Source organism: Streptomyces sp. SUK 48 (assembly GCF_009650765.1).
In the GTDB taxonomy this organism is placed as follows: Bacteria; Actinomycetota; Actinomycetes; order Streptomycetales; family Streptomycetaceae; genus Streptomyces.
Window position 1 is genome coordinate 3,169,342 of sequence record NZ_CP045740.1, and the last position, 25,659, is coordinate 3,195,000.

A 25,659-nucleotide genomic window follows, 5' to 3' on the forward strand; every position below is an offset into this window, starting at 1 on the left:
GCCATGCACACGGCGGGCCGGGGGCCGGACCTCCGCGGCGCTGTCGCACGGTCGTGCTGGTGCAAAGGACCTCCCGGGCGGACGGCCCCTGCCGCCCGCTGAGATCCGACGCCCGGGGTTCGGGCGTCGACCTGCTTGCTTTATGCCCTCGAAGGAGCGCCGCCATGCAAAAGCGGCCATCGCCACGCCGGTGAACTCCTGGTGACGACCGTTCGAACGGGAACGCGCGAGGGCCCCGCCGGTGAACTCACCGACGGGGCCCGCCCGCGTGTCTCAGCCGCCGAACCGCCGATGACGTGCGGCGTAGTCGCGCAGCGCGCGCAGGAAGTCGACCTTGCGGAAGGCCGGCCAGTAGACGTCGCAGAAGTAGTACTCGGAATGGGCGGTCTGCCACAGCATGAATCCGGACAGCCGCTGCTCCCCGCTGGTGCGGATGACGAGCTCCGGGTCGGGCTGGTGGCTGGTGTAGAGGTGACGGCCGATCATGTCGATGTCGACGGACTCGGCGAGGTCCGCCATCGTGACGCCCTTGTCGTGGGCCTCGGACAGCATGGAGCGCACGGCGTCGGCGATCTCCTGCCGGCCGCCGTAGCCGATGGCCACGTTGACCACTATCCCCCGGGTGTGGGCGGTGGTCTCCTCGGCCTCCTTGAGGGTGGCCTGCATGCCCGCGGGCAGCAGGTCCATGGCGCCCACGTGGTGCACCCGCCAGCGGCCGTCGGCGGCGAGGGTGCGGACGACGTCCTCGATGATGCCGAGCAGCGGGACGAGTTCGTCCTGCGGACGGTCGAAGTTGTCCGTGGACAGCAGCCACAGGGTGACGACCTCGACATCGGTCTCGGAGCACCAGCCGAGGAACTCCTCGATCTTCTCCGCGCCGGCCCGGTGCCCGTGGACGGTGGTGGAGCCCGACGCCTTCGCCCAGCGGCGGTTGCCGTCCATGATGACGCCGATGTGCTTGGGCACCTGGTCGTGGTCGAGGTGGCCTTCCACCCGGCGTGCGTAGAGCCTGACCAGCAGGCCGCGCAGTTTGTCGCGCAGGTTCACGTGGCCCTCCGGGGGGTTGGCGCGGGGTACGTTGCCGGGCCCGTCGAGCCTACCGCTGCCCGGGCCCTGGTCCGGCCCTGATGCGGCGGGGGCGAGGGGGCGGGGCGGGATCGGGATTCCGGTCCTCGCTGTAGGGACGCGCGCCGGGCGGTGACCGGTTCCCGGTCGGGACCTCTGACGCGGGCAAGAAAAAACGGGCCGGTCCGTGGGGGGGAGACGGACCGGCCCGAGGGGGGGTTTCCACCATAACCCTTCGTAAGGGCGGATGGGGGCATTGGCGCCAAACAACTACTCTCCGGAGTCGCCCGAAAACGCCCTGGTGGATCCGGAACGATGGATTCAGGGGTCTTTCCGGGCAATATGCCGGGGAATCCCAGGCAAACCTGGCCGTACGCGCTGAAACCCAAGGAATTCGGAGACTTGCCGCCATCCGGGGGCGCGTCGGCGTGTTGCCCCCGAATCCCCCCGACGGACCACCCGGCGGGCGAACGGTGACGCGCCGGCCCCCGCGCGCCCCCACGGGGCGATCGCCCCGTTTCATGGCACCGCGCAGCCCCCTCCACTGCGCGGTACCACCCGCGCTGCTTTGCTGGCGCGAATTACGTTGGTCTGAACTTACGTGACGGGTGGGGCTGGTGTGAACAGAGTCCGATAACGATGTGGACACTGCGGGCCCCCGGGCGGCCTAGCGGGGCTTGCGGGCGTCGAAGAGGTGCCGCGAGCTGTGGGCGACGAACGGCCCCTCCCGCTCGATCCGCTCGTGCAGCGCCCTGAGTTGGGGCTCGTACGCCTCGACGGTGAACCCGGGCACCATCCAGACGACCTTGCGCAGGAAGTGGACAACCGCGGCGATGTCATGGAACTCCATCCGCAGCCGCTCCGCCGGCAGCGCGACGATCTCCAGGCCCGCCGCCTCGGCCGCGGCCCGCTCCCGCAGCGGATCCCGCGCGCGGCGCACCTCCTCGGGCTGCGGCCCGAGGAAGTACTCGACCAGCTCGAACACGCTGGCGGGCCCGACGTGCTGGGCGAAGTACGTGCCGCCCGGCCGCAGCACCCGCGCGATCTCGTCCCAGTGCGGCACCACCGGATGCCGGCTGAGCACCAGGTCGAAGGCGTCACCGGCGAACGGCAGCGGCGCGTCGTCCGGGGCGGCGACGACCACCACGCCGTGCGGCCGCAGCAGCGCGGTGGCCCTGGCCGTGTTCGGTGCCCAGCCCTCGGTGGCGGCGAGCAGCCCGGGCCGGGCCGGGGCGGCCGCCGCGAGGCTGAAGGCCAGCACCTCCCCGCCCCCGGTCTGGATGTCCAGCGCGGACTCGGCACCGGCCAGCCGCTCCCCCGCCCCGCGCGCGTACCCCCAGGAGGGCCGTGCCTCGGTGGCCCGCCCCTCGAACCAGGAGAAGTCCCACCCCTCGGTGGGCACGGCGGCACCCTCGGCGAGGAGTTCGGCGAAGGACCGGCGCGCTGGAGTCATGCCCTCCATGATGACGAGCGCCGCCGCCCCGGTCCTCCCCTTTTCCGCCTGCCCCGGGCGGCTGCCTTCGATCGGCGGCATGAACACACCGCCGATCGAAGTCATGGGGGCGCTTCCGGCGGGGGATGGGAAGGGCACGAACGCTTTACGGGGCAGGCCCGTTGACGGTGGAGGAACGATGGCGCGACGACGGTGGCGGGACGGCCGGGGAGTGCTGCGGGTCCCGGGCGAAGCCCAGGGGGTGGAGGTCCCCCTGGAGATCGCGGCCTCCTACCGGGCCCGCACCAGGGGCCTGCTCGGCCGGACCGGTATCGACGGCGCGCTGCTGCTGTCCCCGGCCAACAGCATCCACACCTTCGGGATGCGCATGCCCATCGACGTGGCGTATCTGGACCGCCGGCTGACGGTCCGTGCCGTGCGCACCATGCGGCCGGGCCGCCTGGGCCTGCCCCGCCCGCGGGCCCGGCATGTGCTGGAGGCGGAGGCGGGCGCGATGGCGGGGTGGGGGCTGCGGGCCGGGGTGCGGGTGGAGGTGGGCGAGGGCGGATGAGCCCCGGCCGCCGGTCCCGGCCGTCAGTCCGCGGTGCGCGGGAAGGACACCTCCACCCGGCGGTTCTTCTTGCGGCCCTCCTCCGTGGAGTTGTCGGCGATGGGGTACTGCTCGCCGTAGCCGCGGACCTCGAAGGTGATGTCGGGGCTGCCGAGGTCCTGGCCGAGGACCGCCTGCACGGCGTTGGCCCGCTGCCGGGAGAGGAGGACGCCGTGACTGGAGGAGCCGAGGTCGTCGGTGAAGCCGAAGACGCGGATCTGGGTGGCGTGCTGCTTCCTGATCTCGTCGGCGATCGAGGCGATGCGGGCCTTGGCGTCGGCGCCGAGCTTCGCGCTGTCCTTGCCGAAGAGGACCTCGGCCTGGAGGGCGAAGGTGACGTCCGCGTTGGTGTCCTCGCGGCGCTCGTCCCCGCTCTGGTCCTCCACGACCGACTTGATGTCCAGCACCTTGGGCTGCGCGAGCGTGGCGCCCTCGGGCAGCTTGAGGTCCGGGTCCCTGGGGTCGATCTTCACGGGCGCGGCGGCGGACGGCGCCGTGTCGGGGGGGCCGGGGGGCCCGGTGGGGCCGGTGCCGTCGGCGTGCGCGGAGGTGAGCGTCGCGGCCAGCAGGAACGCGGCGGAGGTGAGGGTGAGCGCGAGACGGGGTCGGGTGGTCACGGGGGCCTCAGCCGGAGATGGGGAGGGTGGCGGAGGAGAAGGTCGGCAGCTGGAACTCCACCTCGTTCGCGGGAGGCGCCGGGAACTGCATGAAGACCGCGAGGGTGTCACCGGCCCGCAGGGTCGTGAAGCCCGTCGTGGTCAGCGGCCGGCCCTCGGTGTCCCGCAGCACGTAGTACCGCTTCTTGCCCTTCGGGTCGACCAGCGTGGCCCCGCCCAGGGACCTGCCGTTCTTGATGATCTCGGTCTCGTTGCCGCTGAGCGCGGAGGGGACGACGACGCTCTGGGCGCCGTCGTTCTTCAGGGTGCCGTTGATGGTGACGAACCCGCCGGAGTCCCGCTGGGCGGACGTGATCCGGAGGCTCAGGCCGTCGGAGCCGCGCAGTTCGGCCAGCGGTTTGTCCGACTGCCCCTCCTGGGCGCTGGGTCCGGCCCCGGCCGTCCTGGAGGCGGACGCCGTCTTCGCCGGCCGCTTGCCGTCGTCGCCGCCTTTGCCGCACCCGGCCGCACCCGCGGCCAGTGCGGCCGCGACGGCCAGGGCGACCATCCCTCTGCGGGTCTTCGCGGTGAGCCGCATGGTCATAGTCCGCTTCCTTCGTCACTCATCGTTCGCCAGTCGGTCGTTCGTCAGTCGGCCAGATGCACATCGAAGAGGTCCTCGGGCCCGGGAAGCCCCGCCGGGTCGTCCGGGTCCAGGTTCCACACCTTGTCCTTGCAGGTGAGCCGGGGCAGCTCCGGCTTCGCGGCGCCCCGCGCGGCACCGCCCCCGGCACCCTTCGGCGGCAGCTCGAAGGTGCACAGGGGCTCGATCTCGGCGGTGGCGGAGGCCGTCGAGCGGAACTTCTCCGTGCCGGGTACGACGGAGTGGCCGACGGACTTGTCGGTCCGCACCTCGGCCCGGTACTTCAGCGGGCCGTCCGGTGCGCATCCGGTCAGCCGGGCGTCGTTGCGCCCGGCCAGTTCCCCGGCCCGCCCGCAGGGGTCGTCGTCGAGGGGCGCGTCGCCGTCGAGGACGGCCTGCCACTTCGTGGGGTCGAGCAGCACCTTCAGCCACTGGCCGGTGAGCTGGTCCCGCACGTCCTGGGCCGCCGCGAGCGCCGCGGCGTCGGCGGCCGTCTGGGCGCCGCCCCGGTTCACCGCCGCCTGGCCGACCGCGAGATAAGCGAGCGCGAGAAAGAGCAGGCCCGCCACCACCGTGAGATAGATGGGGAAAGCCTGCCCTGCGTCGCGGCCCGGCCCGTTCAGCCGCCGGTGACCTCGGAGATCTTCGAGGTGATCGCGTCGTAGATGGTCTGCCCGATGCTCGTCCCGGTGATCGCCAGCACGATCGCCACCACCACCGCGATGATGCCGAGGTACTCCACCGCGGTCTGCCCCCGGTCGTTCCGCGCGGCGCGGGTCATCAGGTACGTGACGGTGGTGTTGAACCATTTGCTCACGGTTGTCCCCTCCAGCAGCGCGTCCGGTCGGGGCACCGTACGAGGCGGTCACCCGCGCGGCCGAGGGTCCCAGGGCCCAACCCCGGGCCCATTTCCCGGTGTCGGCGCCGGTCCGGTCCGGCATCTCACGCCACCCCCAGCCATTTCGCCGCGGCCTGGGACCTGGTGGCGGTCTGGAGCTTGGCGAAGATGCGGTTGATGTGGTTCTTGACCGTCTTCTCGCTGATGAAGCAGGCGGCGGCGATCTGCTGGTTGGTCATACCGGACGCGATGAGGTCCATGATCTCCGCCTCCCTGGCACTCAGCCGGAACCGCGAGCGGATCGACTGTCCCATAGTGGATTGCAGTTGTGAAGGAGGAGGGGAGGTATTTTGGCCTTCGCTTGGGGCGAGTTGGGAGTCTCCGTGTGCAGGTGCACTCCCCCGCAGTTCGGCCAGTAACGCCCGGGTCGCCCCCGGTGTCATATGCGGCCGGCCCTCGTGGACGTCCCGTACGGCCCGTACCAGCTGCTCGCTGGTGAACTCGCCGTGCACCAGGTAACCCCCCGCCCCCAGCCGCAGCGCCTCCCGCACCGTCTCGGCCTCATGGCTGTAGGTGAGCATCATGACGGGCGCGAGGCGCGCCAGGTGGGGCAATGCCGAGATGCCGTCGACCCCGGGCATCCGGACGTCGAGGAGGATGACGTCCGGATGGTGCCGGAGCGCGGCCTCGTACGCCTCGCGGCCGTCCGCCGCCTGCGCCACCACGGTGGTGTCCGCGCGGTCCGTGAGCAGCGCGGTCAGGCCGGCGCGCACCACGGGGTTGTCGTCGGCCACCAGCAGCCTCAGCCGGGCGGGCGGGGGGAAGGCCGGTATGCCGGGGTCGTTCGTGTGCCGGCGCATGGGGGTGCCGTGCCTCCTTTCAGGAGTCCGGGGTTCGCAGGGGGAGTTCGACGCGGACCTCGGTGCCGCGGGGATGGGTGCCGCGGCCGACCCGGAGGCGGGCGCCCGCGTGTGCGGCGCGTTCGACCATGCCGAGCAGCCCGAAGTGGCCGCGGGCGCGCAGCTGTTCGAGGGTGGTGCCGGGGGGCAGGCCGCGGCCGTCGTCGTGGATCGTCAGGCGCAGCAGGGTGCCGTCGACGCACAGCCGTACGTCCACCCGGGTCGCCTCGGCGTGCCGGTGGGCGTTCTCCAGTGCCTCCGTGGCGACGGCGAGGAGGGCGCGGGCCGAGGCGGCGGGCAGCGGCGGGAGGGTGGCCGGCGGGTCCGGGCAGGCGCAGGTGACGTCGAGTGTCGTACGGGCGGCGAAGTCCCGTACGGAGTCGGCGAGCTCGGACCAGAACGGCTTGTCCGGATCGGGCTGTTCGCGGCGCAGATCCCTGAGGAGCTCCCGGGATTCCGTCGCCGCGCGGCGGGCCGAGCGGGAGACCAGTTCGGCCTGTTCGCGGATGCGGGCCGGGTCGGGGGCGGCGGCCGAGGCGGTGGCCGCGAGGCCGTCGGCGGCGAGGGCGACGCCGTGGAGGGTCTTGGCGACGGAGTCGTGCATCTCCCGTGCCAGCCGGGCGCGTTCGGCGCTCACGGCCTCCGCCGCCGCGAGCCGCGCCCGTACGGCCGTCAGCGCCTCGGTGGCGGTACCGAAGCGGAGCATCAGGCCGCGCAGGGTCGAGCCCATGGCCCCGGCGACGACGCACAGGCCGGGCAGCAGCAGCGCCTCGGCCACGGGGGCGGACCGGTCGGCCTTCAGGGTGAGGTGGACGACGAACAGGATCAGCGCCTGGAGCGAGGCGAAACAGGCCGCCCCGCGCCAGCTGTAGAGCAGCCCGGCGAGCAGCGGGGTGCAGACGCCGACATAGGCGAGCGTGGTGTCCGGGCCGGCCGAGACCAGCAGGAGCGAGCCGACGAGGGTGTCGGCGGCGAGCAGCGCGGGGTGCCGCAGCAGCAGCGGCCCGAACCGCTCCCAGTCCCGGAACAGGACGTACGACACCATGACCGTGACGACGACCGCCACCCCGACGAGCCGCACCCCGACCCCGGGCGCGGCATGCACCAGGGCCGCGGGCGCCGCGACCACCGTCATGGCCAGCCGGAACCCGAACACCTGCCGGCACATGGCTTGCAGCGCACGGATCTGAAGCTGCTCGGAAGGGGGCCCGGGGGCGGGGTCCGGCGGAAGTGTGGTGGGGGGTACGGCGAAGGGCGCCGGAGGGGTGGTGGGGGGTACGGGGGGTACGGCGAAGGGCGGGGACGGGGGTGGGCGGAGGGTCCGGCGGGGGGTTGGGCGGAGGGCCCGGCAGGGGGCAGGGCGGAGGGTCCGGCAGGGGGCAGGGCAGGGGTCGCGGCGGGCTCGGTGAGTCCCGGCGCGTCCCCCGGCGCCATCCCGGCCGCCCCCGGAGCCCGCTCTTGCGCCCCCGTATCCCGCTCCCCCTCTGGCAGCACCTCCCGCACGCCCCTGGGTCCCTCGCGCCCCACCGTTCTCACTTCCCCGTGAGGGACCCGAAGTCGACGCCCGACCCCAGGATCAGGCCCGCGCCGAGGAGCAGCATCGTGGCCGGGACCATGAAGGTGGTGATCATCAGCGTGGCCTTGGGCACCGCGCGGGCGGCCTTGCGGCGGGCGTTCTGGGCGTCCGTGCGGCGCATGTCCTTGGCCAGCGAGACGAGCGTGTCGACGATCGGCGCGCCCAGTTCCTCGCCCTGCTGGAGCGCGGTGACGAACATGGCGACCTGCTCGGAGTCGTTGCGCCGGCGCAGCTCGGCGAAGGCATGGCGGCGGCTCATGCCGAGGTCCATCTGGCGCAATGTGATGCGGAGTTCGTCGGCCCAGGGGCCCTCGTAGCGGGACGCCACCCGGTCCAGCGCCTGCCGGAAGCCGAGCCCGGCGCTGACCACGACCGCCAGCACGTCCAGGAAGTCCGGCAGGGTCCGCTCGATCACGTCCCGGCGGACCCGGATCGCCGACCAGATCCCGACCTCCGTCCAGAACGCCCCGAACAGCAGGAGCAGCACCGCCACGAACCACTGGCCGCGCAGCAGGAACACCAGGAAGCCGACGCCGCCCAGCGCGCCGTACACCGCGCGGCGGGCGGCGTACCGGTCGATGGTCAGGCCCCCGGGGTTGCCCGCGAGGTCGATCCGGCGCCGGTACCGGGCGACCAGCCGGGGTCCCATCAGCCGCAGCACCAGCGGCGCGTACCGCATGCCCATGCGGTCGATGACGGAGCCCACCGCGCCGGTGCGGGTGGCGCCGACCTCCAGGGCGACGGCGAGGTCGGCGGGGAGCTTCGCGTCGGCGCGGTACATGCGTACACCGGTGAAGATCCCCCACACGGCGATGCCCGTCAGCAGGGCGAGCAGCAAGGCCATGGATCCCTCCTCCCTCACACGTCGATGCGGCTGAGCCGCCGGATGAGGACGAAACCGACCGCGTACAGCCCGAACGCGACGAGCACGCAGCCCTGGCCCACCGGGGAGCCGGTCATCCGGGCCAGGGCGCCGTCGCGGACGCCGTTCATCAGGAACAACGCGCCGACCCCGAGAACGGGCACGGCGTACGACGTCATGGTCACCTGGGAGAGCTGGGTGCGGACCTCGCGCCGGGTCTCCTTGCGCTCCTCCAGCGTCTCGGTGAGATTGCGCAGCGCGGAGACGACCTGGCCGCCGGCCCGGTTGGACAGCACCAGCGTCGTCACCAGCACGACCAGCTCACGTGAGGGGAGACGCTCGGCGAGTTCGCCGAGGGCGTCCTCCAGGGAGTGGCCGATCGCCAGCTGGTCGGCGACCTTGACCAGTTCCTCCCCGGCCGGGGCCTCCAGCTCCTCGGCGGCCATGCCGATCGCGGTGCGCAGGGCCAGTCCGGCCTGCGTCGCGTTGGCCAGGATGCGGGCGAGTTCCGGGAGCTGGCCGATGAACCGTTCGATGCGCCTGCGCCGCTGCCAGTTGAGGAACTGCACCGCCGCCCAGATGCCCAGCAGCCCGGCGATCGGCCCGAAGAAGGGCGCGAGCGCGGCCTGGCCGATCAGCCAGAGCGCGGCGACCGTACCGAGCATGGCGACGAAGAACTCGCCCGGCGTGATGTCCAGCCCGGTGGTGACCAGGCGCCGTTCGAGCAGGCGGCCGAGGCGGGTACGGCGCAGCCGCCGGTCGAGATCCCGGAAGTACCGCCTGCGCCCGGCGGCGGAGGCCGGCGGCCCGGTGTGCGAGAGGCGGTCCACCAGCTCGGCGCGCCGGGCCCGGCCCCGGGCGTGACTGTGCACGCCGATCACCGCGAACACGCAGGTCAGCAGCGCCGCACCGAGGGTGAGCCGGATGAGGGTGTGGAGTTCCATGGGGGCCTACCTGGCTTCTCGGGTGGCGAGCTGGTCGGCGGTGCGGGCGACGCCGAACGCGCCCGGGACGGGCTGGCTCGCCATGTGCAGGCGGTCGGCGGTGCGGCGCGGCAGCGGGAAGTAGGCGAAGACGCCGGGCACCCGGCCGTCCGCCGTCATCGGCTCCGCCTCGAAGCGGGCGACGCTGGCCAGCCGGTACGGCTCCCCGCCATGGCTGTCCAGCAGCGCGATCTCGGTGATCCGGCGGGCGCCGTCGGCGAACCGGGTGAGCTGGACGATGACGTCGACCGCGCTGTTGATCTGGTCGTGCAGCGCGACGAACGGCACCTCCACGTCGGACATGGAGGCGAGCGTCTGGAGCCGGGTGAGGGCGTCCTCGGCGCTGTTGGCGTGCACGGTGGCCAGCGAGCCGTCGTGGCCGGTGGACATCGCCTGGAGCATGTCGAGGGACTCGCCGCCGCGGACCTCGCCGACCACGATCCGGTCGGGCCGCATCCGCAGCGAGTTGCGCACCAGGTCGCGGATGGTGACCTGGCCCTTGCCCTCGACGTTCGGCGGCCGGGACTCCAGCCGGACCACATGGCTCTGCTGGAGCTGGAGTTCGGCGGAGTCCTCGATGGTGATGATCCGCTCGTGCGGCGGGATGAGCCCGGACAGCGCGTTGAGCAGGGTCGTCTTGCCGGTGCCGGTCGCGCCCGAGACGATGATGTTGAACTTGGCCTGCACCAGTCCCGCCAGCAGATACACCATGGGCTCGTCCAGCGAGCCGAGCCCGATCAGCTCCTGGAGGGTGAAGGAGCGCGGGAAGCGGCGGATGGTGAGGATGGGCCCGGTCAGCGACAGCGGCGGGATGATGACGTTGACGCGCTCGCCGGACGGCAGCCGGGCGTCCACCATCGGATTCGACTCGTCCACCCGGCGGTTGACGGTCGACACGATCCGCTCGATGGTCTGCATCAGCTGGTCCGCGGAGGCGAACCGCAGCGGCAACTGCTCGACCCGGCCCCCGCGTTCGACGAAGATCGCGTCCGCCCCGTTCACCATGATCTCGGTGATCGAGGTGTCCTCCAGGAGGGGTTCGAGGATGCCGAGGCCCAGCGCCTCGTCCACCACCCGCCGGATCAGCTGGGCGCGCTCCACCGTGGAGAGCACCGGGCCCTCGCGGCTGATGATGTGCCCGAGCACCCGTTCGAGACGGCTGCGGCGCTCGGCGGCGGCCAGCGCGCCCATCTCCGCGAGGTCGATCTCCTCCAGCAGCTTGGCCCGGTAGGCGGCGACCAGATGCCCGTCCTCGCCCCGGCTGCCGTGCTCCTCCGGAGTGCTGATGCGTGCCCGCAGGCTCATGGTCCCCGGCTCCTCAGTGGTCGAGCGGCATGGTCGCCGTCTTGGTGGCGTCCCCGAAGCTCCACACGATCTTCGGGATGCGGACGGTCGCGGTCACGGTCACGGAGTCGCCCCCGCCGCCCTCCGCACAGCTCACCCGCAGCCCCCCGCTGACCGCCGCCGCGCACGCCTGCTGCGCGTCCTGCCGCAGCGAGGCGGCCCGCGCCCCCGCACGGGCCGCCGTACCGGCCTGCTCGGCGGCGTAGGCGACCGCGCCGAGCTGGATTCCGGCGAGGGCGACGATCAGCAGCACGGGCAGGAACCCCAGGTACTCGATGGCGACTTGGCCGTGCTCACGGCTCTCACGACGGTCACGACGCCCGCTCGGGTGGCGCATCAGTCCTTCGCCTCCTCCACCGCGCCGGCGTGGCCGTGCACCCGCGCCGGGAAGGCGAACAGGCCCGGGAAGAGCGCCGGGACCCTCAGGGAGACGTCGGCCGTGACATAGCCGGACCCGCCGCAGCTCACCGTCGCGTCCCCCCGCCACGCCGCCGACAGGTCCTTGCGCCCCGCCGCCGAGCAGGCCGCCTGGCGCGCACCGCCCGGCGGCGCCGCCGTCCCCGCCCGTACCGCCTCGTCGGCGGCGTTCCCGGCGAGCGTGAAGGTGTACCCCACGAGCACGGCCTGCCACACGAGCACCAGGGTGAGCAGGATCAGCGGCGTCATGCCGAGGAACTCGATGCTCACCTGTCCCGCATCGCTCGCCCGGCCCGCACCGCATGCCCGGCCCGCACCACGCGACCGGCCCGCACCGCCCGCGCGGCCCGTACCGCCTCTCCGGCCCGTCCGGCCCGAATCCGCGCCCCTCTTCATCACCGGCTCACTCCTTCCGCCGCCGAAGGCTCCCGGCGCGCGCCCCGGCCCGTGCCCCGCCGCGCGCGCCGCCTCTCACTCCGCCCCGCGTCCCGCCCCGGTGCGCGCCCTCCGCCGCCCGCGCGAGCCCCAGTTCCCCCGCGAGCGCCCACAGCGCCTGCTTCACCGTGCTGCGCGCGTCCAGCTCATGGACCCGCCCCGCGTCCACCACCGCCTGGAGTTCCCTGAAGTTGGCGGGTACGGCGGTGCGCGCCAGCGCCGTACCGGTGATCCGCTGCACCAGCGCGGGCTGGATCTCGGTGTGCCGGCTCTGCCGGTTGACGACGACCGTGGTCTCCTCGGCCTTGCGGATCTGGAGCCGGTCCCACATCCGCACGGTCCGCTTGGCGGCGCGTACGGCGATCACGTCCGGGGTCGTCACCAGCAGGGCCGTGTCGGCCGTCTCGATCGCGGCCGCGCCCGCCCCGCCGAGCTGCGCGCCGCAGTCGACGACGACGACCTCGTAGCGCGAGCGCAGGGCGCGCAGGATCTGCCGGGCGGCGCGGTCGGTGACCTCCTCGCCCCGTTCCCCCTCACCGGGCGCGAGCAGCAGCGCGAGCCCGGTGTCATGGCGGAAGAGGGCGTCGGCGAGGACGCGCGGCGAGATGTCGTTGATGGCGGCGAGGTCGGCGACCGAGCGCCGGAACTGGATGTCCAGGTAGGAGGCGACGTCCCCGCACTGGAGGTCGAGGTCGACCAGGGCGGTGGAGCGCCCGGACGCCTGCGCGGCGAGCGCGAGCTGTACGGCCGTGAGCGTCGCGCCGACGCCCCCCTTGGCGCCGCTGACCGTGACGACCGTACCGCCGGGGCCGCCGGGCGCCTCGCCGCCCTGGCCGAGGTGGCGCCGTACCTCCGTCGACCACTGGGCGACGGCCTGCACCCGGGCGGCCAGTTCGTCGTACGACAGCGGGAGCGCGACCAGACCCCGGGCGCCGGAGTCCATGGCGGCGGCGAACAGGCCGGGGCTCGCGTCGGTGGTGACGAGGATGACGCCGACCGCGGGGAAGCGCAGGGCGATCTCGCGGATCAGCTCCAACGCCGGCGCGGGGCCGATGCGTTCATGGACGACGAGCACCTCGGGCAGTTCGTCCACCGACTCGGCGGCGAGCCGGGCGAGGGCGTCCACCAGCTGGGTGGAGTCGGTGAGCGGCGGCTGCGGTTCGGCGTCGGGCAGCTGGCTGAGCAGGGTGACGAGGGAGCGGACGGCGTCCGGGTCGGCGCCCGCCGGGAGAATCCTGGTCGGCATCCGGGCCGCCTCTCACTTGTCCGTCGCGAGTTCGTAGGTGCGGTCCTTGTCCGGGACGCCGGTGTCGCCGCCGGGGCCCACCAGGGCGAGCCGGACGCGCTGGGCGAAGGACTCGGCGTAGGTGACGCGCTGGGCGTCGAGGGTGGACAGCGCGAAGGTGATCGGGACGGCCTCGGTGGCCTGCTGCTGGTTGTTCTTGGCGGCGTCCGGGTCGAGGGCGGTGATCCGGCCGACGTCGAGGACGCGCGCGTCGGTCACGATGATCTTCGACTGGTCCGGATCGCTCTCCTTCTTGCCCGCGAAGGTGGCGTACACATTGACCCGGGAGCCCGGGGTGATCTTCCCCGCCACGCCCGTCGCCGCGTCGATCATGATGGCGACCTCCTGCTGTCCGGGCTGGAGGGCGGGCTGGTCCACGATCATGTCGCTCTGGAGCAGGGAACCGGCGCGCAGCGTGGTGACGGCGATCTTGCCCTGGAGCTGCCGCAGATCGGTGACCGCGGTCCCGGACAGCCACCGCTTGGGCATCCTGACCTTCTCGAACTGGCCCGCGTCCAGGGTGGTGTACGGCGTGACGTCGGAGCGGACCCGGTAGGCGGTGACCTCGGGGCCGACCTTGGAGTCGACGTCGTGGACGACGGAGAGCACGCCGGCGAACGCGAGCAGAGCGCACAGGACCGACAGGAGCAGGAGTATCACGCCGCGGCGCTGACGGGAGTTCATGAACCGTGCAACCTCATTGGGGGACTCGGTCGTTCGGGATATGGACGTACAGGTCGTGGGCGCTTTCCCGGGCTCAGGCGGGCGTGCGGGGTTCCAGGGCCCGTGGGGCGGGCGGCTCATGGAGGGGCGGGACGGCGGAGCAGAAGACGCAGCGGTCGCCGATCACATCGAGCCCGCACCAGTGGCAGCTGGACTGCCGTACGGACGTGACCAGTTGGTACAGCACGGAGAGGTCGTCGAGGTGGGCGCAGAACTCGACCATGCGGCCGGTCCCCCACCACGCGCGGGACTCGGCGGGCAGCGGGGTCTCCCGCACCCCCTGCGCCTGCCACGCGGTGCCGAGCCCGGCCGCCCAGTCGCCGGGCAGCTGACCCTTCGCGAGCAGCAGCCAGGTGGGGAATTCCGGCCCCTTGAGGGTGACGTCGGGCGCGACCTTGACGAGCTGCGCCTCCGGATGGGCGAGTACGGCGAACTGGCTGCCCGGCATCCAGGACCTGGCGTGCGCCGTCAGCCCGACCGGCACCCGGTCCAGGCGCGCGACGGAGCCGAGCACGGCCCCGGCGTGGATGTAGTGGGCGAGCAGCCGCCCGGCGGAGGCCAGCACCCCGGGACTGAGGTCGCAGGAGGCGAGCTGCCGTAACTGGCGCCCCAGTACGGCGACTCCGAGGGGCGGCAGCCCGGGCGGCCGGAGCAGGGCGACCCGGTCGCTCTCCAGCAGCGCGCGCAGGGTGTACAGGCGCCGTACGACCGGCTCCGGGGTGGCCGCCGAGCACACGACGACGACATGGCCGTAGCCCTCGATGAGGTCGCTCAGTTCGGTGAGCGCCCGGTCGAGCGGCTGCCGGTCGAGTCCGGCCAGCACGACGGCGGGCATGGTGCGTTCGTCCTGTGGCGGCAGCGCCAGGTCGGCGCTGGTCACGGCAATGGCAGTTGGCACGCCCCGCTCCCCGGTGACTTCACTGCGTGACTACCTGAGCACTGTATCCACGCGTCCAGGGCGGGAGAACAGCGTTGGGGAAGCACATGTGCAACTCGCCGAGGGCAAGTCCCCGCAAACCGGGGCAGGTTGCCAAACCCGCCGACCCCCGCCTCGGTCTGGACCTCTTGACAGCGGGATTGGTCTGGACCAACTTGTCTGTGCACCGGTGGCCACCGGCTCCACCCCCCGGATTCCACCCGTCGGATTCCACCCCCTTGGAATGCGCCCGTCGGGATCCACCCGCTGGACCCCTGCCCCACTCCGACTCCCCCGGAGGTCCCCGTGGACCGAGCACCAGGCACCGCCAGACCACCCCGCCGCCTCGCGGCATGGTCCGCCGCCGTCACCGTCGCCCTCGCCGCCGCGGGCCTCGCCGCGACCGCCGCGCCGGCGTCCGCGGCCGACGTCAACAACGTCGTGAACGCCGGCTTCGAGTCGGGCCTGTCCGACTGGACCTGTTCGGCGGGCAGCGGCACGACCGTCTCCTCCCCGGTCCACTCCGGCACCGGTGCGCTCAAGGCGACCCCCGCGGGGCAGGACAACGCCCAGTGCACCCAGACGGTCGCCGTGAAGCCCAACTCCTCGTACACGCTGAGTTCCTGGGTCCAGGGCGGCTACACCTACCTGGGCGTGACGGGCACGGGCACCACGGACGTCTCCACCTGGACGCCGGACACGACGGCCTGGAAGCAGCTGTCGACGTCGTTCACCACGGGCGCGAACACCACGTCGGTCACGGTCTACACCCACGGCTGGTACGGCCAGGCCGCGTACTACGCCGACGACGTCTCCCTCTACGGCCCCGACGGCGGCGGCACCGGCGGCACCACCCCGCCCCCCACTGTCCCGGCCGCCCCCACCGGCCTCGCGGTCTCCGCCACGACCTCGTCCTCCGCCTCGCTCACCTGGTCCGCGTCCTCGGGCGCGACCGGCTACACCGTGTACGAGAACGGCGCGAAGGTCTCCTCCACGACGGGCACCTCGGCCACCCTCACCGGCCTGTCCGCCTCCACCTCGTACTCCTTCCAGGTGACGGCGACGAACGCGGCGGGCGAGTCGCAGAAGTCGGCTGCGGTGACGGCGACCACCGCCTCGGCCGGCACCGGCGGCAACACCGGGGGCTCGCTGCCCAAGCACGCGGTGACGGGCTACTGGCAGAACTTCAACAACGGTGCCAAGGTCCAGAAGATCTCCGACGTCCCCGCCGCCTACGACATCATCGCGGTGGCCTTCGCGGACGCGTCCACGACGCCGGGCGCGGTGAGCTTCACCCTGGACTCGGCCGACCTCGGCGGCTACACGGTCGACCAGTTCAAGGCCGACATCAAGGCCAAGCAGGCGGCCGGCAAGAAGGTCGTCGTCTCGATCGGCGGCCAGAACGGCACGATCTCGGTCAGCGACTCCGCCTCGGCGACGAACTTCGCGAACTCCGTCTACTCCCTGATGCAGACGTACGGCTTTGACGGCGTCGACATCGACCTGGAGAACGGTCTGAACGCGACGTACATGACCCAGGCCCTGCGCGCCCTGTCCGCGAAGGCGGGCCCGTCGCTGATCATCACGATGGCCCCGCAGACGATCGACATGCAGTCGACGTCCGCCTCCTACTTCCAGACGGCCCTGAACGTGAAGGACATCCTCACGGTCGTCAACACCCAGTACTACAACAGCGGTTCGATGCTGGGCTGCGACGGCAAGGTCTACAGCCAGGGCACGGTCGACTTCCTCACCGCGCTCGCCTGCATCCAGCTCCAGGGCGGCCTGTCCCCCTCCCAGATCGGCCTCGGCCTCCCCGCCTCCACCAGCGCGGCCGGCAGCGGCTACGTCTCCCCCTCGGTCGTGGACAACGCCCTCGACTGCCTGGCCGCCGGCACCAACTGCGGCAGCTTCAAGCCCTCGAAGACCTACCCCGACCTGCGCGGCGCCATGACCTGGTCCACCAACTGGGACGCGTCGAACGGCAACGGCTGGTCCGCCGCGGTCGGCTCCCACGTCCACGCGATGCCGTGACCTGACCACCTCCCACCCCCACCACCCGGCGCCCGGCCTCCTCCTCGGAGTCCGGGCGCCTCGTGCTTTTCCGGCCGGCCGCGTCCGATTCACGTTGCGAGCGCCGATACGCCGATGTGATGCTCGCTGTCGTGGCCTCAGGGGACGGAATGAATTCGACGGCAGGAACGCGTAGATCACGCCTCGCCGAATACGTGGAGCCGGCGGCACCCGCCGGGCGGGAGAAGACGGAGAGCGACGGGCGGGGCGAGCACCCTTCTGTGCCGTCGAACGAGAATTCCCCTATCCGTTCCCCCGCCGCCGAGTCGGCGCGCGCACGCCGTGAATTGGCCGTTCGGGTAGGCGAGTTCCGCCGTACGGCCGTACTCGTCCCCGTGGACGAACACGACGTACCCCTGACGGCCGATCTCCGCGGTGTCCGCTGGATCCTCGCCTTCTCCGACGAGACGGCCCTGGCCCGCTACGCGCTGGCGCGGGGCGAGGGCGACCGGGAGTGGTCCTACCAGCGCTGGCTGGGCGCTCGGCTGCTGGACGCCGCGGTGCCCGCCGTGGGCGTGCCGTGCGGGGTCGCGCTGGACGTGGGCGGCGCGGGGACCCTGTTCCCGCCGGTCGCGGGGATCGTGCCGGACCGGGTGGCGGTGGACGTGGCGGAGGAACGGGGGGCTTCGGCCAAGTGAGCGGCGACGACGAGGACTTGAAGACCGAGGGCCTGGCCCTGATCGCCAAGGGGCTGAACGACGCCCTCGGCGAACTGAAGGAACTGGGCCTGCTCTACGAGGCGGACGCCGGCCGGGGCTTCGACAAAGTCGGCCTGACCGGGTTGCAGCTGGGCCACGACGGGCTGACCGGCGCATTCAAGTCGTTCTGCGAGCGCTGGGAGTGGGGCGTGCGCGCGCTGATCGACGAGGGCAGCGGATTCGCGATGAAGACGGGCCTGGCCGCGGGCACGTACTACGACACCGAGAACTATGTGACCGGCACGTTCAAGGACGTCGCCAACGCGGCGATCGGCAATCCCGACGCCTGTGAGACGGACGTGGAGAAGATGAGCTGGGGGGACATCTTCAAGTCCAGCCCGTACGACGGGAACGTGGACTACAGCAAGAAGTCCTTCGACGACGCGTGGGCGAACAGCAAGCAGGGCTGGGACGACGACGCACGCGACTTCATGACCTCCCCGGCCGCGAGGACCATGGGCATCAGGCCGAGCGGAATGTCCGACGCGGACTACCACAAGCTGCTCGACGCGGCCTTCGGCCCGTCCCCCGAGGAACGCGCCCGGGCCGCCGGGCAGCAGGGCGGTGCGGGCTGATGGGACTGGGCGAACTCGGCAAGATCACCAACACCGTCCTCGGCGCCGGCGAGAAGGCGTGGGACGCGGGCAAGAAGAAGGTCGGCGAGGGCGTCGACTGGGCCGCGCACAAGGCGGGCGGCGAGCTGGACCACATCGGACTGCACCAGTGGGCCGACAAGGTCGAGGACGCGGGCGACGGGCTCGCCTCCTACCTCGGTGCCACCCCCGGCGAGAAGCAGCTCGGCGAGACGGACGACCCGCGGCAGCTCCTCCACGGCGATCCGGAGCACATCCGTACGAGCGCCGGGCATCTCAGCGATTTCCACGCCGCTTTCGACAAGGTCGCCCAGGGGATGCGCAAGGTCGACTCCTCCGGCTGGGAGGGCGCGGGAGGGGACGCCTTCCGCGAGAAGTTCGGCGTGCACCCGGCGAAGTGGGCCGCCGCGGCGGAGGCGTGCCTCGGCGCCGCCAAGGCCCTGGAGTCGTACGCGGACACCGTCACGTGGGCCCAGAGCCAGGCCAAGGAGGCGGTCGAGCTCTACACGAAGGGCACGAAGGCGTCCAAGGACGCGGCCGAGGCGTACAACAAGAAGGCCGACGCCTACAACGCGAAGGTCGAGGCGAACGAGGACCCGGGTCCCAGGCCCGAGCCGTTCCACGACCCCGGCAAGGCCGACATCGACGCGGCCGCGCACAAGCTCACCACCGCCCGCGAGCAGCGCGACACCGCCGCCGCGGAGGCCCAGGGCAAGGTCAAGGCCGCCCTCGCCCACGCCCCGGCCGAGCCCCCGCCGCTGACCCGGCTGCGCCACACCCTCAAAGACGACTATCTGGAGGTCGACGCCGAGGCCGTCCACTTCGTGGGCGGCGTCGTCAAGGGCACGGCGGGCCTGCTCACCTTCGTGCGCGGCCTCAACCCCGTCGACATCTACAACGTCACGCACCCGGCCAACTACCTCCAGCACGTCAGCACGACCCTCAGCGGTCTGATGGCCCTCGACGAACACCCCGACCGCGCCCTGAAGGGCATGTGGTCCGACTTCAAGAAGGACCCGTCCGAGTTCGGCGGCCGCATGCTCCCCCAGCTCCTCGTCGGCGACGGCGCCGGCCTGGAGGTGAATCTGACCCGCGACGCGGCGCAGGCGGGGCTCCGCTCGGCGGCCGAGGGCACCCTGAAGGACGGGGCGCGGGCGGGCGCGGAGGACGCCGGGAAGGCCACCGCCCGGGACACGGTACGCGAGGACCCCCACCAGCCCTCCCGCGAGCAGGAATCGCTGTCGAGCGAGGGCACCGACCCCATCGACCTCGCCACCGGCACGATGTATCTGCCGCAGACGGACGTCGTGCTCCCCGGCGCGCTCCCCCTGGTCCTCAAGCGGCGGGTGGAGTCCGGCTACCGGCTGGGCCGCTGGTTCGGCCCGTCGTGGTCCTCCACCCTGGACCAGCGCCTGGAGATCGACGCGGAGGGCGTCGTCTTCGTCACCGAGGACGGTCTGCTCCTCGCGTACCCCCACCCCGCCCCGGGCCTGCCCACCCTCCCCGGCCACGGCCCCCGCCGGCCGCTGGACCGCGTGCCGGGCGGCTACACGATCACCGACCCGGAGACCCGCCGCACCTGGCACTTCGCCGACCGGACCGAGAACCTGGCCGTGCTGGAACAGGTGGACGACCGCAACGGCAACCGGCTCACCTTCGAGCACGACGCCGAGGGCACCCCGCTGGCCGTCTTCACCAGCGCCGGCCAGGGCGTCCGCATCACCACGGACGCGGGCCGCGTCACGTCGTACCACCTGGCGGCGACCGGCGAGGAACTCAAGCGGTTCGCCTACACGGACGGCAACCTCAGCGAGGTCGTCAACTCCTCGGGCCTGCCCCTGCGTTTCGGCTACGACGACCGCGGCCGGGTGACCTCCTGGACGGACACGAACGACCGCTCCTACACCTATGCGTACGACGACCGGGACCGCTGCGTGGCCGAGGGCGGCGCCGCCGGCCACATGGCGCTGCGCCTGACGTACGAGGACCGGGACCCGGCGACGGGCCTGCGCACCACGACGGCGACCACCGGCGCGGGCCACACCCGCCGCTACCTGGTCAACGACGCATGGCAGGTGGTCGCGGAGAACGACGCCCTCGGCGCGACGACGAGCTACGTCCGCGACCGCCACAACCGCCTGCTCTCCACGACGGACCCGCTCGGCCACACGACGTCGTTCCGCTACGACGAGACGGGCAACCTCCTCTCGATCGTCCGCCCGGACGGCCGGGAGTCGAGGGCGGAGTACGACGGGTCGGGCCTGCCGGTGAAGCTGGCGAGCCCGGACGGCACGACCGTCCGGCAGACCTTCGACGCCCGCGGCAACCGCACCTCGGTGACGGACCCGGCGGGCCGCACGACCCGCTTCACGTACGACGACTCCGGCCACCTGACCTCGGTGACCGATCCGTTGGGCCGTACGACGACGCTGGTGTGCGACCGCGCGGGCCTCCCCCTGACGGTGACCGACCCGCTCGGCGCGGTCACCCGCTACACCCGGGACCCCTTCGGCCGCCCGGCCACGATCACGGACCCGGCCGGCGCGACGACACGGCTGGAGTGGTCGGTCGAGGGCCACCTGACCCGCCGTACGGCCGCGGACGGTACGACAGAGACGTGGACGTACGACGGCGAGGGCAACTGCACGACCCACACGGACCCGTTGGGCGGCGTGACCCGCTTCGAGTACACCCACTTCGACCTGCTCACGGCCCGCACGGGCCCGGACGGGGTGCGCTACGAGTTCGCCCACGACGCGGAACTCCGCCTGACACAGGTCACGAACCCGCAGGGCCTGACGTGGGAGTACGCCTACGACGCCGCCGGCCGCCTGCTGACGGAGACGGACTTCGACGACCGCACCCTGACGTACGGGTACGACGCGGCGGGCCGCCTGACCTCCCGCCGCAACGCCCTCGGCGAGGTCGTGTCCTTCGAGCGCGACGAACTCGGCCGGACCGTCCGCAAGGACGCCGCGGGCCGGGTGACGACGTTCGCCTACGACCTGACCGACCAACTGGCCCGGGCGACGGGCCCCGACGGCACGACACTGACACTGCTGCGCGACCGCTTCGGCCGCCTGCGCTCCGAGACGGTCGACGGCCGGACGCTGGCCTACACCCACGACGAGCTGGGCCGCCGCACCGGCCGCACGACCCCGACCGGCGCCGTCTCCACCTGGTCCTACGACGCGGCGGGCCGCCGCACCGACATGGTGGCATCGGGCCGCGCGATCGACTTCACCTACGACGAGACGGGCCGCGAACTGACCCGCCGGATCGGCGAGACGGTGACCCTGGCCCACACCTTCGACCCCCTGGGCCGCCTGACGACCCAATCGGTGAGGGACGCGTCGGACGCCCTGCTCCAGCACCGCTCCTACACCTACCGGGCCGACGGCAACCTGACCGGCGTCGAGGACCACCTGGCGGGCGCCCGCCACTTCGACCTGGACGCGACGGGCAGGGTCACGGCGGTCCACGCGGCGGGCTGGACCGAGCGCTACGCCTACGACGAGGCCGGCAACCAGACCGAGGCGAGCTGGCCCCCGGCCCACCCGGGCGCGGAGGCAACCGGCCCCCGCTCCTACGAGGGCACCCGCATCCTCCGGGCGGGCAACGTCCGCTACGAACACGACGCGTTGGGCCGCATCACCCTCCGCCGGAAGACCCGCCTGTCGAGGAAGCCGGACACCTGGCGCTACGAGTGGGACGCCGAGGACCGCCTGACCTCGGTCACCACCCCCGACGGCACGCGGTGGCGCTACACCTACGACCCGCTGGGCCGCCGCACCGCCAAACAACGCCTGGCGGACGACGGAGAGACGGTCCTGGAACAGGTGACCTTCACCTGGGACGGCACCACCCTCTGCGAGCAGACCACCACCTCATCGGCGCTCCCCCACCCGGTCACCCTCACCTGGGACCACCAGGGCCTGCGACCCCTGTCCCAGACCGAACGCATCACCGCGGCCGACGCCCCACAGCAGGAGATCGACTCCCGCTTCTTCGCCATCGTCACCGACCTGGTCGGCACCCCGACCGAACTGATCGACGACCAGGGCAACCTCGCCTGGCGAACCCGCAGCACCCTGTGGGGCACAACGGCGTGGACCACGGACAGCACCACGTACACCCCCCTACGCTTCCCCGGCCAGTACTACGACCCGGAAACGGGCCTGCACTACAACTACTTCCGCCATTACGACCCGGAAACGGCGCGGTACCTCAGTTCGGACCCTCTCGGACTCGCGCCGGCTCTGAACCCCTCTGCCTACATTCACAACCCCGCACTTTCGACGGACCATCTAGGACTCGCTCCTGACGCATGCCCCGACGCCAACAAGAGTCAGTGGTACCCGGACGAGAACTATGATCCGCATTCAATCAACGACCGCGTGGCAGAAAACGCAGACCGCAAGGCTTGGTTCCAAACTCCTCAAGACATCCACGACCTCGTCAACAGGCTGGTAAATGATCCCGACTATCCACAACGCGTGACCGGCCCTCATGATGCTCGAGTATCCGATTTCTACAGGGGCGGTAACTCCCGTGCGGGAGCGCGATGGGCTGGAAGTCCGATCTACGACAACGGGGACCCGTTCAGTCAGGCGCGCGTCATGGTCGACGGTGACGGTAACATCGCCTATCTCGGGCGACGGAAGGATGGGTCACATAACTACGATCAAGTCATTCCGTACCCTTGGGCCAAGAGGCCAATAAATTAACCACATCTTCGAGGCAATCTCCATGCACCTACCGAACCTTGCTCAGCGCCTGGCCGCAGCAGGCTTGCGATATCTCGGCATGGCGGAACTCTCCGTCCCGCTCATGCCTCCAAGGCTCGCAGGCTTCACGAACTCGACCGCGGCCGAGGGGGAGGAGTGGGCGGCAAGCGTCGAGAATGACGCACCGGACTATCAGGAAAGAGTGAACCACGAATGGTACATGCTCAGCGCAAGTCAAGGGCTTTTTGACAGAGCTGATCCAAAATTCCTCGTCGCAGTACGCCCTCTCCCGGAAGAGGAATCCAGGTTTTCGTGGTGGGCGCATGTGGCACTTGCACCCGACTGGGACTTCTCCGGAGCCGGTGCCGAAACTCAGGTTACCGGGCACGGCTGGGGTAATCCAGAATTCGTTATGCTGTCCACTGACGGAAGTGTCGTCGTTCAAGCCTCACGAGGGCAGGACTGGACAGATATCGTCTGTCTGAAGAACCCACAAAGGATTCGATCCCTGAGGGACACGGGCGCCAAGCTCTCCACGAGTACGTCGATTCCCGAGGAGACACGCGAGGCCCTTAGGCGCTGGCTGGATCACACGTCATCTCTGTGACTACATCCTCTCGGCCGGCGGCCCTCTGGTGCCGCTGAAACCGCCCTGAACGCAGAAAACCCCCGCACCAATGGTGCGGGGGTTTCCCTAAAAATTGTTCGGCGGCGTCCTACTCTCCCACAGGGTCCCCCTGCAGTACCATCGGCGCTGAAAGGCTTAGCTTCCGGGTTCGGAATGTAACCGGGCGTTTCCCTAACGCTATAACCACCGAAACACTATGAAACTGACAACCGGCACTTTGGTTGTTCGTGGTTTCAGAACCAACACAGTGGACGCGAGCAACTGAGGACAAGCCCTCGGCCTATTAGTACCGGTCACCTCCACCAGTTACCTGGCTTCCAGATCCGGCCTATCAACCCAGTCGTCTACTGGGAGCCTTACCCCATCAAGTGGGTGGGAGTCCTCATCTCGAAGCAGGCTTCCCGCTTAGATGCTTTCAGCGGTTATCCCTCCCGAACGTAGCCAACCAGCCATGCCCTTGGCAGGACAACTGGCACACCAGAGGTTCGTCCGTCCCGGTCCTCTCGTACTAGGGACAGCCCTTCTCAAGACTCCTACGCGCACAGCGGATAGGGACCGAACTGTCTCACGACGTTCTAAACCCAGCTCGCGTACCGCTTTAATGGGCGAACAGCCCAACCCTTGGGACCGACTCCAGCCCCAGGATGCGACGAGCCGACATCGAGGTGCCAAACCATCCCGTCGATATGGACTCTTGGGGAAGATCAGCCTGTTATCCCCGGGGTACCTTTTATCCGTTGAGCGACGGCGCTTCCACAAGCCACCGCCGGATCACTAGTCCCGACTTTCGTCCCTGCTCGACCCGTCGGTCTCACAGTCAAGCTCCCTTGTGCACTTACACTCAACACCTGATTACCAACCAGGCTGAGGGAACCTTTGGGCGCCTCCGTTACTCTTTAGGAGGCAACCGCCCCAGTTAAACTACCCATCAGACACTGTCCCTGATCCGGATCACGGACCCAGGTTAGACATCCAGCACGACCAGACTGGTATTTCAACGACGACTCCACCCACACTGGCGTATGAGCTTCAAAGTCTCCCAGCTATCCTACACAAGCCGAACCGAACACCAATATCAAACTGTAGTAAAGGTCCCGGGGTCTTTCCGTCCTGCTGCGCGAAACGAGCATCTTTACTCGTAGTGCAATTTCACCGGGCCTATGGTTGAGACAGTCGAGAAGTCGTTACGCCATTCGTGCAGGTCGGAACTTACCCGACAAGGAATTTCGCTACCTTAGGATGGTTATAGTTACCACCGCCGTTTACTGGCGCTTAAGTTCTCAGCTTCGCCCCACCGAAATGGAGCTAACCGGTCCCCTTAACGTTCCAGCACCGGGCAGGCGTCAGTCCGTATACATCGCCTTACGGCTTCGCACGGACCTGTGTTTTTAGTAAACAGTCGCTTCTCGCTGGTCTCTGCGGCCACCCCCAGCTCAGGGAGTAAATCCCATCACCGAGCGTGGCCCCCCTTCTCCCGAAGTTACGGGGGCATTTTGCCGAGTTCCTTAACCATAGTTCACCCGAACGCCTCGGTATTCTCTACCTGACCACCTGAGTCGGTTTAGGGTACGGGCCGCCATGAAACTCGCTAGAGGCTTTTCTCGACAGCATAGGATCATCCACTTCACCACAATCGGCTCGGCATCAGGTCTCAGACACATGATGTGCGGATTTACCTACACACCGTCCTACACCCTTACCCCGGGACAACCACCGCCCGGGATGGACTACCTTCCTGCGTCACCCCATCACTCACCTACTAACCGCTTGGTCCGGCGGCTCCACCACTCCCCTCAACTCCGAAGAGATCAGGGCGGCTTCACGGCCTTAGCATCACGATGCTCGATGTTTGACGCTTCACAGCGGGTACCGGAATATCAACCGGTTATCCATCGACTACGCCTGTCGGCCTCGCCTTAGGTCCCGACTTACCCTGGGCAGATCAGCTTGACCCAGGAACCCTTAGTCAATCGGCGCACACGTTTCTCACGTGTGTATCGCTACTCATGCCTGCATTCTCACTCGTCAACCGTCCACAACTACCTTCCGGTGCTGCTTCACCCGGCAGACGACGCTCCCCTACCCATCACAACACCCGTTGGGGCTATATGCTGCAATGACACGACTTCGGCGGTACGCTTGAGCCCCGCTACATTGTCGGCGCGGAATCACTAGACCAGTGAGCTATTACGCACTCTTTCAAGGGTGGCTGCTTCTAAGCCAACCTCCTGGTTGTCTGTGCGACTCCACATCCTTTCCCACTTAGCGTACGCTTAGGGGCCTTAGTCGATGCTCTGGGCTGTTTCCCTCTCGACC

22 protein-coding genes and 2 rRNA genes (1 of these 24 only partly in view) are annotated in these 25,659 nt (G+C 70.5%); 6 read left to right on the plus strand and 18 right to left on the minus strand.

Annotation, left to right across the window (positions count from 1 at the left end):
• Positions 1 to 273: 273 nt before the first annotated feature.
• Complete coding sequence (locus GHR20_RS13395; RefSeq protein ID WP_111586798.1) at positions 274 to 1,047, minus strand: isoprenyl transferase; 774 nt, start codon at positions 1,045 to 1,047, stop codon at positions 274 to 276.
• Between the two features lie 685 nt (positions 1,048 to 1,732).
• Positions 1,733 to 2,518, minus strand: coding sequence for a methyltransferase domain-containing protein (locus tag GHR20_RS13400; protein WP_153813285.1), 786 nt, complete (start codon positions 2,516 to 2,518; stop codon positions 1,733 to 1,735).
• A gap of 178 nt (positions 2,519 to 2,696) precedes the next feature.
• Here GHR20_RS13400 and GHR20_RS13405 point away from each other — a divergent pair, with 178 nt between their 5' ends.
• Positions 2,697 to 3,068, plus strand: coding sequence for a DUF192 domain-containing protein (locus tag GHR20_RS13405; protein ID WP_153813286.1), 372 nt, complete (start codon positions 2,697 to 2,699; stop codon positions 3,066 to 3,068).
• Positions 3,069 to 3,091: 23 nt separating this feature from the next.
• Here GHR20_RS13405 and GHR20_RS13410 read toward each other — a convergent pair whose 3' ends face one another.
• The 14 genes from GHR20_RS13410 to GHR20_RS13475 form a co-directional block, all read right to left on the minus strand.
• A complete protein-coding gene (locus GHR20_RS13410; protein ID WP_153813287.1) occupies positions 3,092 to 3,724 on the minus strand; it encodes an OmpA family protein in 633 nt (210 codons plus the stop codon).
• A 7-nt stretch (positions 3,725 to 3,731) separates the two neighbouring features.
• Complete coding sequence (locus GHR20_RS13415) at positions 3,732 to 4,307, minus strand: hypothetical protein (protein ID WP_153813288.1); 576 nt, start codon at positions 4,305 to 4,307, stop codon at positions 3,732 to 3,734.
• A 44-nt stretch (positions 4,308 to 4,351) separates the two neighbouring features.
• Positions 4,352 to 4,969, minus strand: a complete 618-nt coding sequence (locus GHR20_RS13420) for a pilus assembly protein TadG-related protein (protein ID WP_148027924.1) — start codon at positions 4,967 to 4,969, stop codon at positions 4,352 to 4,354.
• Positions 4,966 to 5,163: a membrane protein gene (locus GHR20_RS37500; RefSeq protein ID WP_037664603.1), complete on the minus strand. Its 198-nt coding sequence runs from the start codon at positions 5,161 to 5,163 to the stop codon at positions 4,966 to 4,968. Before GHR20_RS37500 ends, GHR20_RS13420 begins: the two co-directional genes overlap by 4 nt.
• 125 nt (positions 5,164 to 5,288) lie before the next feature.
• Complete coding sequence (locus GHR20_RS13430; RefSeq protein WP_153813289.1) at positions 5,289 to 6,044, minus strand: response regulator transcription factor; 756 nt, start codon at positions 6,042 to 6,044, stop codon at positions 5,289 to 5,291.
• Positions 6,045 to 6,063: 19 nt separating this feature from the next.
• Positions 6,064 to 7,251, minus strand: a complete 1,188-nt coding sequence (locus GHR20_RS13435) for a histidine kinase (protein ID WP_153813290.1) — start codon at positions 7,249 to 7,251, stop codon at positions 6,064 to 6,066.
• A 364-nt stretch (positions 7,252 to 7,615) separates the two neighbouring features.
• Complete coding sequence (locus tag GHR20_RS13440; RefSeq protein WP_153813291.1) at positions 7,616 to 8,503, minus strand: DUF5936 domain-containing protein; 888 nt, start codon at positions 8,501 to 8,503, stop codon at positions 7,616 to 7,618.
• Positions 8,504 to 8,517: 14 nt separating this feature from the next.
• Entirely contained in the window at positions 8,518 to 9,465 is a 948-nt protein-coding gene (locus tag GHR20_RS13445) for a type II secretion system F family protein (RefSeq protein ID WP_153813292.1), read from the minus strand.
• Between the two features lie 6 nt (positions 9,466 to 9,471).
• Positions 9,472 to 10,809: a CpaF family protein gene (locus GHR20_RS13450; protein ID WP_153813293.1), complete on the minus strand. Its 1,338-nt coding sequence runs from the start codon at positions 10,807 to 10,809 to the stop codon at positions 9,472 to 9,474.
• A gap of 13 nt (positions 10,810 to 10,822) precedes the next feature.
• Positions 10,823 to 11,185 carry a TadE/TadG family type IV pilus assembly protein gene (locus GHR20_RS13455; protein WP_153813294.1) on the minus strand — a complete coding sequence of 121 codons (363 nt, stop codon included), beginning with the start codon at positions 11,183 to 11,185 and terminating at the stop codon, positions 10,823 to 10,825.
• A complete protein-coding gene (locus GHR20_RS37505) occupies positions 11,185 to 11,514 on the minus strand; it encodes a pilus assembly protein (protein ID WP_153815961.1) in 330 nt (109 codons plus the stop codon). Before GHR20_RS37505 ends, GHR20_RS13455 begins: the two co-directional genes overlap by 1 nt.
• Positions 11,515 to 11,668: 154 nt before the next feature.
• A complete protein-coding gene (locus GHR20_RS13465) occupies positions 11,669 to 12,946 on the minus strand; it encodes an AAA family ATPase (protein ID WP_153813295.1) in 1,278 nt (425 codons plus the stop codon).
• A 12-nt stretch (positions 12,947 to 12,958) separates the two neighbouring features.
• Complete coding sequence (gene cpaB, locus GHR20_RS13470) at positions 12,959 to 13,669, minus strand: Flp pilus assembly protein CpaB (RefSeq protein WP_111586810.1); 711 nt, start codon at positions 13,667 to 13,669, stop codon at positions 12,959 to 12,961.
• A 73-nt stretch (positions 13,670 to 13,742) separates the two neighbouring features.
• Positions 13,743 to 14,606, minus strand: coding sequence for a hypothetical protein (locus GHR20_RS13475; protein WP_153813296.1), 864 nt, complete (start codon positions 14,604 to 14,606; stop codon positions 13,743 to 13,745).
• Positions 14,607 to 14,930: 324 nt separating this feature from the next.
• Between GHR20_RS13475 and GHR20_RS13480 the strand changes: the two genes are divergently transcribed.
• From GHR20_RS13480 to GHR20_RS13500, 5 genes are all read left to right on the plus strand, one after another.
• Positions 14,931 to 16,658: a glycoside hydrolase family 18 protein gene (locus GHR20_RS13480; protein ID WP_153813297.1), complete on the plus strand. Its 1,728-nt coding sequence runs from the start codon at positions 14,931 to 14,933 to the stop codon at positions 16,656 to 16,658.
• 149 nt (positions 16,659 to 16,807) lie between these two features.
• Positions 16,808 to 17,335 (plus strand): hypothetical protein, encoded by a 528-nt coding sequence (locus GHR20_RS13485; protein ID WP_153815962.1) that lies wholly within the window; start codon positions 16,808 to 16,810, stop codon positions 17,333 to 17,335.
• A complete protein-coding gene (locus GHR20_RS13490) occupies positions 17,332 to 17,970 on the plus strand; it encodes a hypothetical protein (protein ID WP_153813298.1) in 639 nt (212 codons plus the stop codon). Before GHR20_RS13485 ends, GHR20_RS13490 begins: the two co-directional genes overlap by 4 nt.
• Entirely contained in the window at positions 17,970 to 22,715 is a 4,746-nt protein-coding gene (locus tag GHR20_RS13495; RefSeq protein WP_153813299.1) for a putative T7SS-secreted protein, read from the plus strand. Before GHR20_RS13490 ends, GHR20_RS13495 begins: the two co-directional genes overlap by 1 nt.
• A gap of 79 nt (positions 22,716 to 22,794) precedes the next feature.
• A complete protein-coding gene (locus GHR20_RS13500) occupies positions 22,795 to 23,322 on the plus strand; it encodes a hypothetical protein (protein WP_243878013.1) in 528 nt (175 codons plus the stop codon).
• Positions 23,323 to 23,418: 96 nt separating this feature from the next.
• On the opposite strand, the gene rrf is transcribed toward GHR20_RS13500, so the two are convergent.
• Positions 23,419 to 23,534 (minus strand): 5S ribosomal RNA (gene rrf, locus GHR20_RS13505).
• 72 nt (positions 23,535 to 23,606) lie between these two features.
• Positions 23,607 to 25,659: ribosomal RNA gene (locus GHR20_RS13510) — 23S ribosomal RNA — on the minus strand; it runs 1,067 nt beyond the window's last position.

What these genes read in the sequence shown, in the direction of transcription:
- GHR20_RS13485 (WP_153815962.1), top strand. Translation starts at nt 16,808, where the DNA reads ATGAATTCGACGGCAGGAACGCGTAGATCACGCCTCGCCGAATACGTG.
- GHR20_RS13500 (WP_243878013.1), top strand. Translation starts at nt 22,795, where the DNA reads ATGGCGGAACTCTCCGTCCCGCTCATGCCTCCAAGGCTCGCAGGCTTC.
- GHR20_RS13430 (WP_153813289.1), bottom strand. Translation starts at nt 6,044, where the DNA reads ATGCGCCGGCACACGAACGACCCCGGCATACCGGCCTTCCCCCCGCCC.
- GHR20_RS13455 (WP_153813294.1), bottom strand. Translation starts at nt 11,185, where the DNA reads ATGCGCCACCCGAGCGGGCGTCGTGACCGTCGTGAGAGCCGTGAGCAC.
- GHR20_RS13435 (WP_153813290.1), bottom strand. Translation starts at nt 7,251, where the DNA reads ATGTGCCGGCAGGTGTTCGGGTTCCGGCTGGCCATGACGGTGGTCGCG.
- GHR20_RS13400 (WP_153813285.1), bottom strand. Translation starts at nt 2,518, where the DNA reads ATGACTCCAGCGCGCCGGTCCTTCGCCGAACTCCTCGCCGAGGGTGCC.
- cpaB (WP_111586810.1), bottom strand. Translation starts at nt 13,669, where the DNA reads ATGAACTCCCGTCAGCGCCGCGGCGTGATACTCCTGCTCCTGTCGGTC.
- GHR20_RS13495 (WP_153813299.1), top strand. Translation starts at nt 17,970, where the DNA reads ATGGGACTGGGCGAACTCGGCAAGATCACCAACACCGTCCTCGGCGCC.
- GHR20_RS13415 (WP_153813288.1), bottom strand. Translation starts at nt 4,307, where the DNA reads ATGACCATGCGGCTCACCGCGAAGACCCGCAGAGGGATGGTCGCCCTG.
- GHR20_RS37505 (WP_153815961.1), bottom strand. Translation starts at nt 11,514, where the DNA reads ATGACGCCGCTGATCCTGCTCACCCTGGTGCTCGTGTGGCAGGCCGTG.
- GHR20_RS13405 (WP_153813286.1), top strand. Translation starts at nt 2,697, where the DNA reads ATGGCGCGACGACGGTGGCGGGACGGCCGGGGAGTGCTGCGGGTCCCG.
- GHR20_RS13440 (WP_153813291.1), bottom strand. Translation starts at nt 8,503, where the DNA reads ATGGCCTTGCTGCTCGCCCTGCTGACGGGCATCGCCGTGTGGGGGATC.
- GHR20_RS13465 (WP_153813295.1), bottom strand. Translation starts at nt 12,946, where the DNA reads ATGCCGACCAGGATTCTCCCGGCGGGCGCCGACCCGGACGCCGTCCGC.
- GHR20_RS13450 (WP_153813293.1), bottom strand. Translation starts at nt 10,809, where the DNA reads ATGAGCCTGCGGGCACGCATCAGCACTCCGGAGGAGCACGGCAGCCGG.
- GHR20_RS13445 (WP_153813292.1), bottom strand. Translation starts at nt 9,465, where the DNA reads ATGGAACTCCACACCCTCATCCGGCTCACCCTCGGTGCGGCGCTGCTG.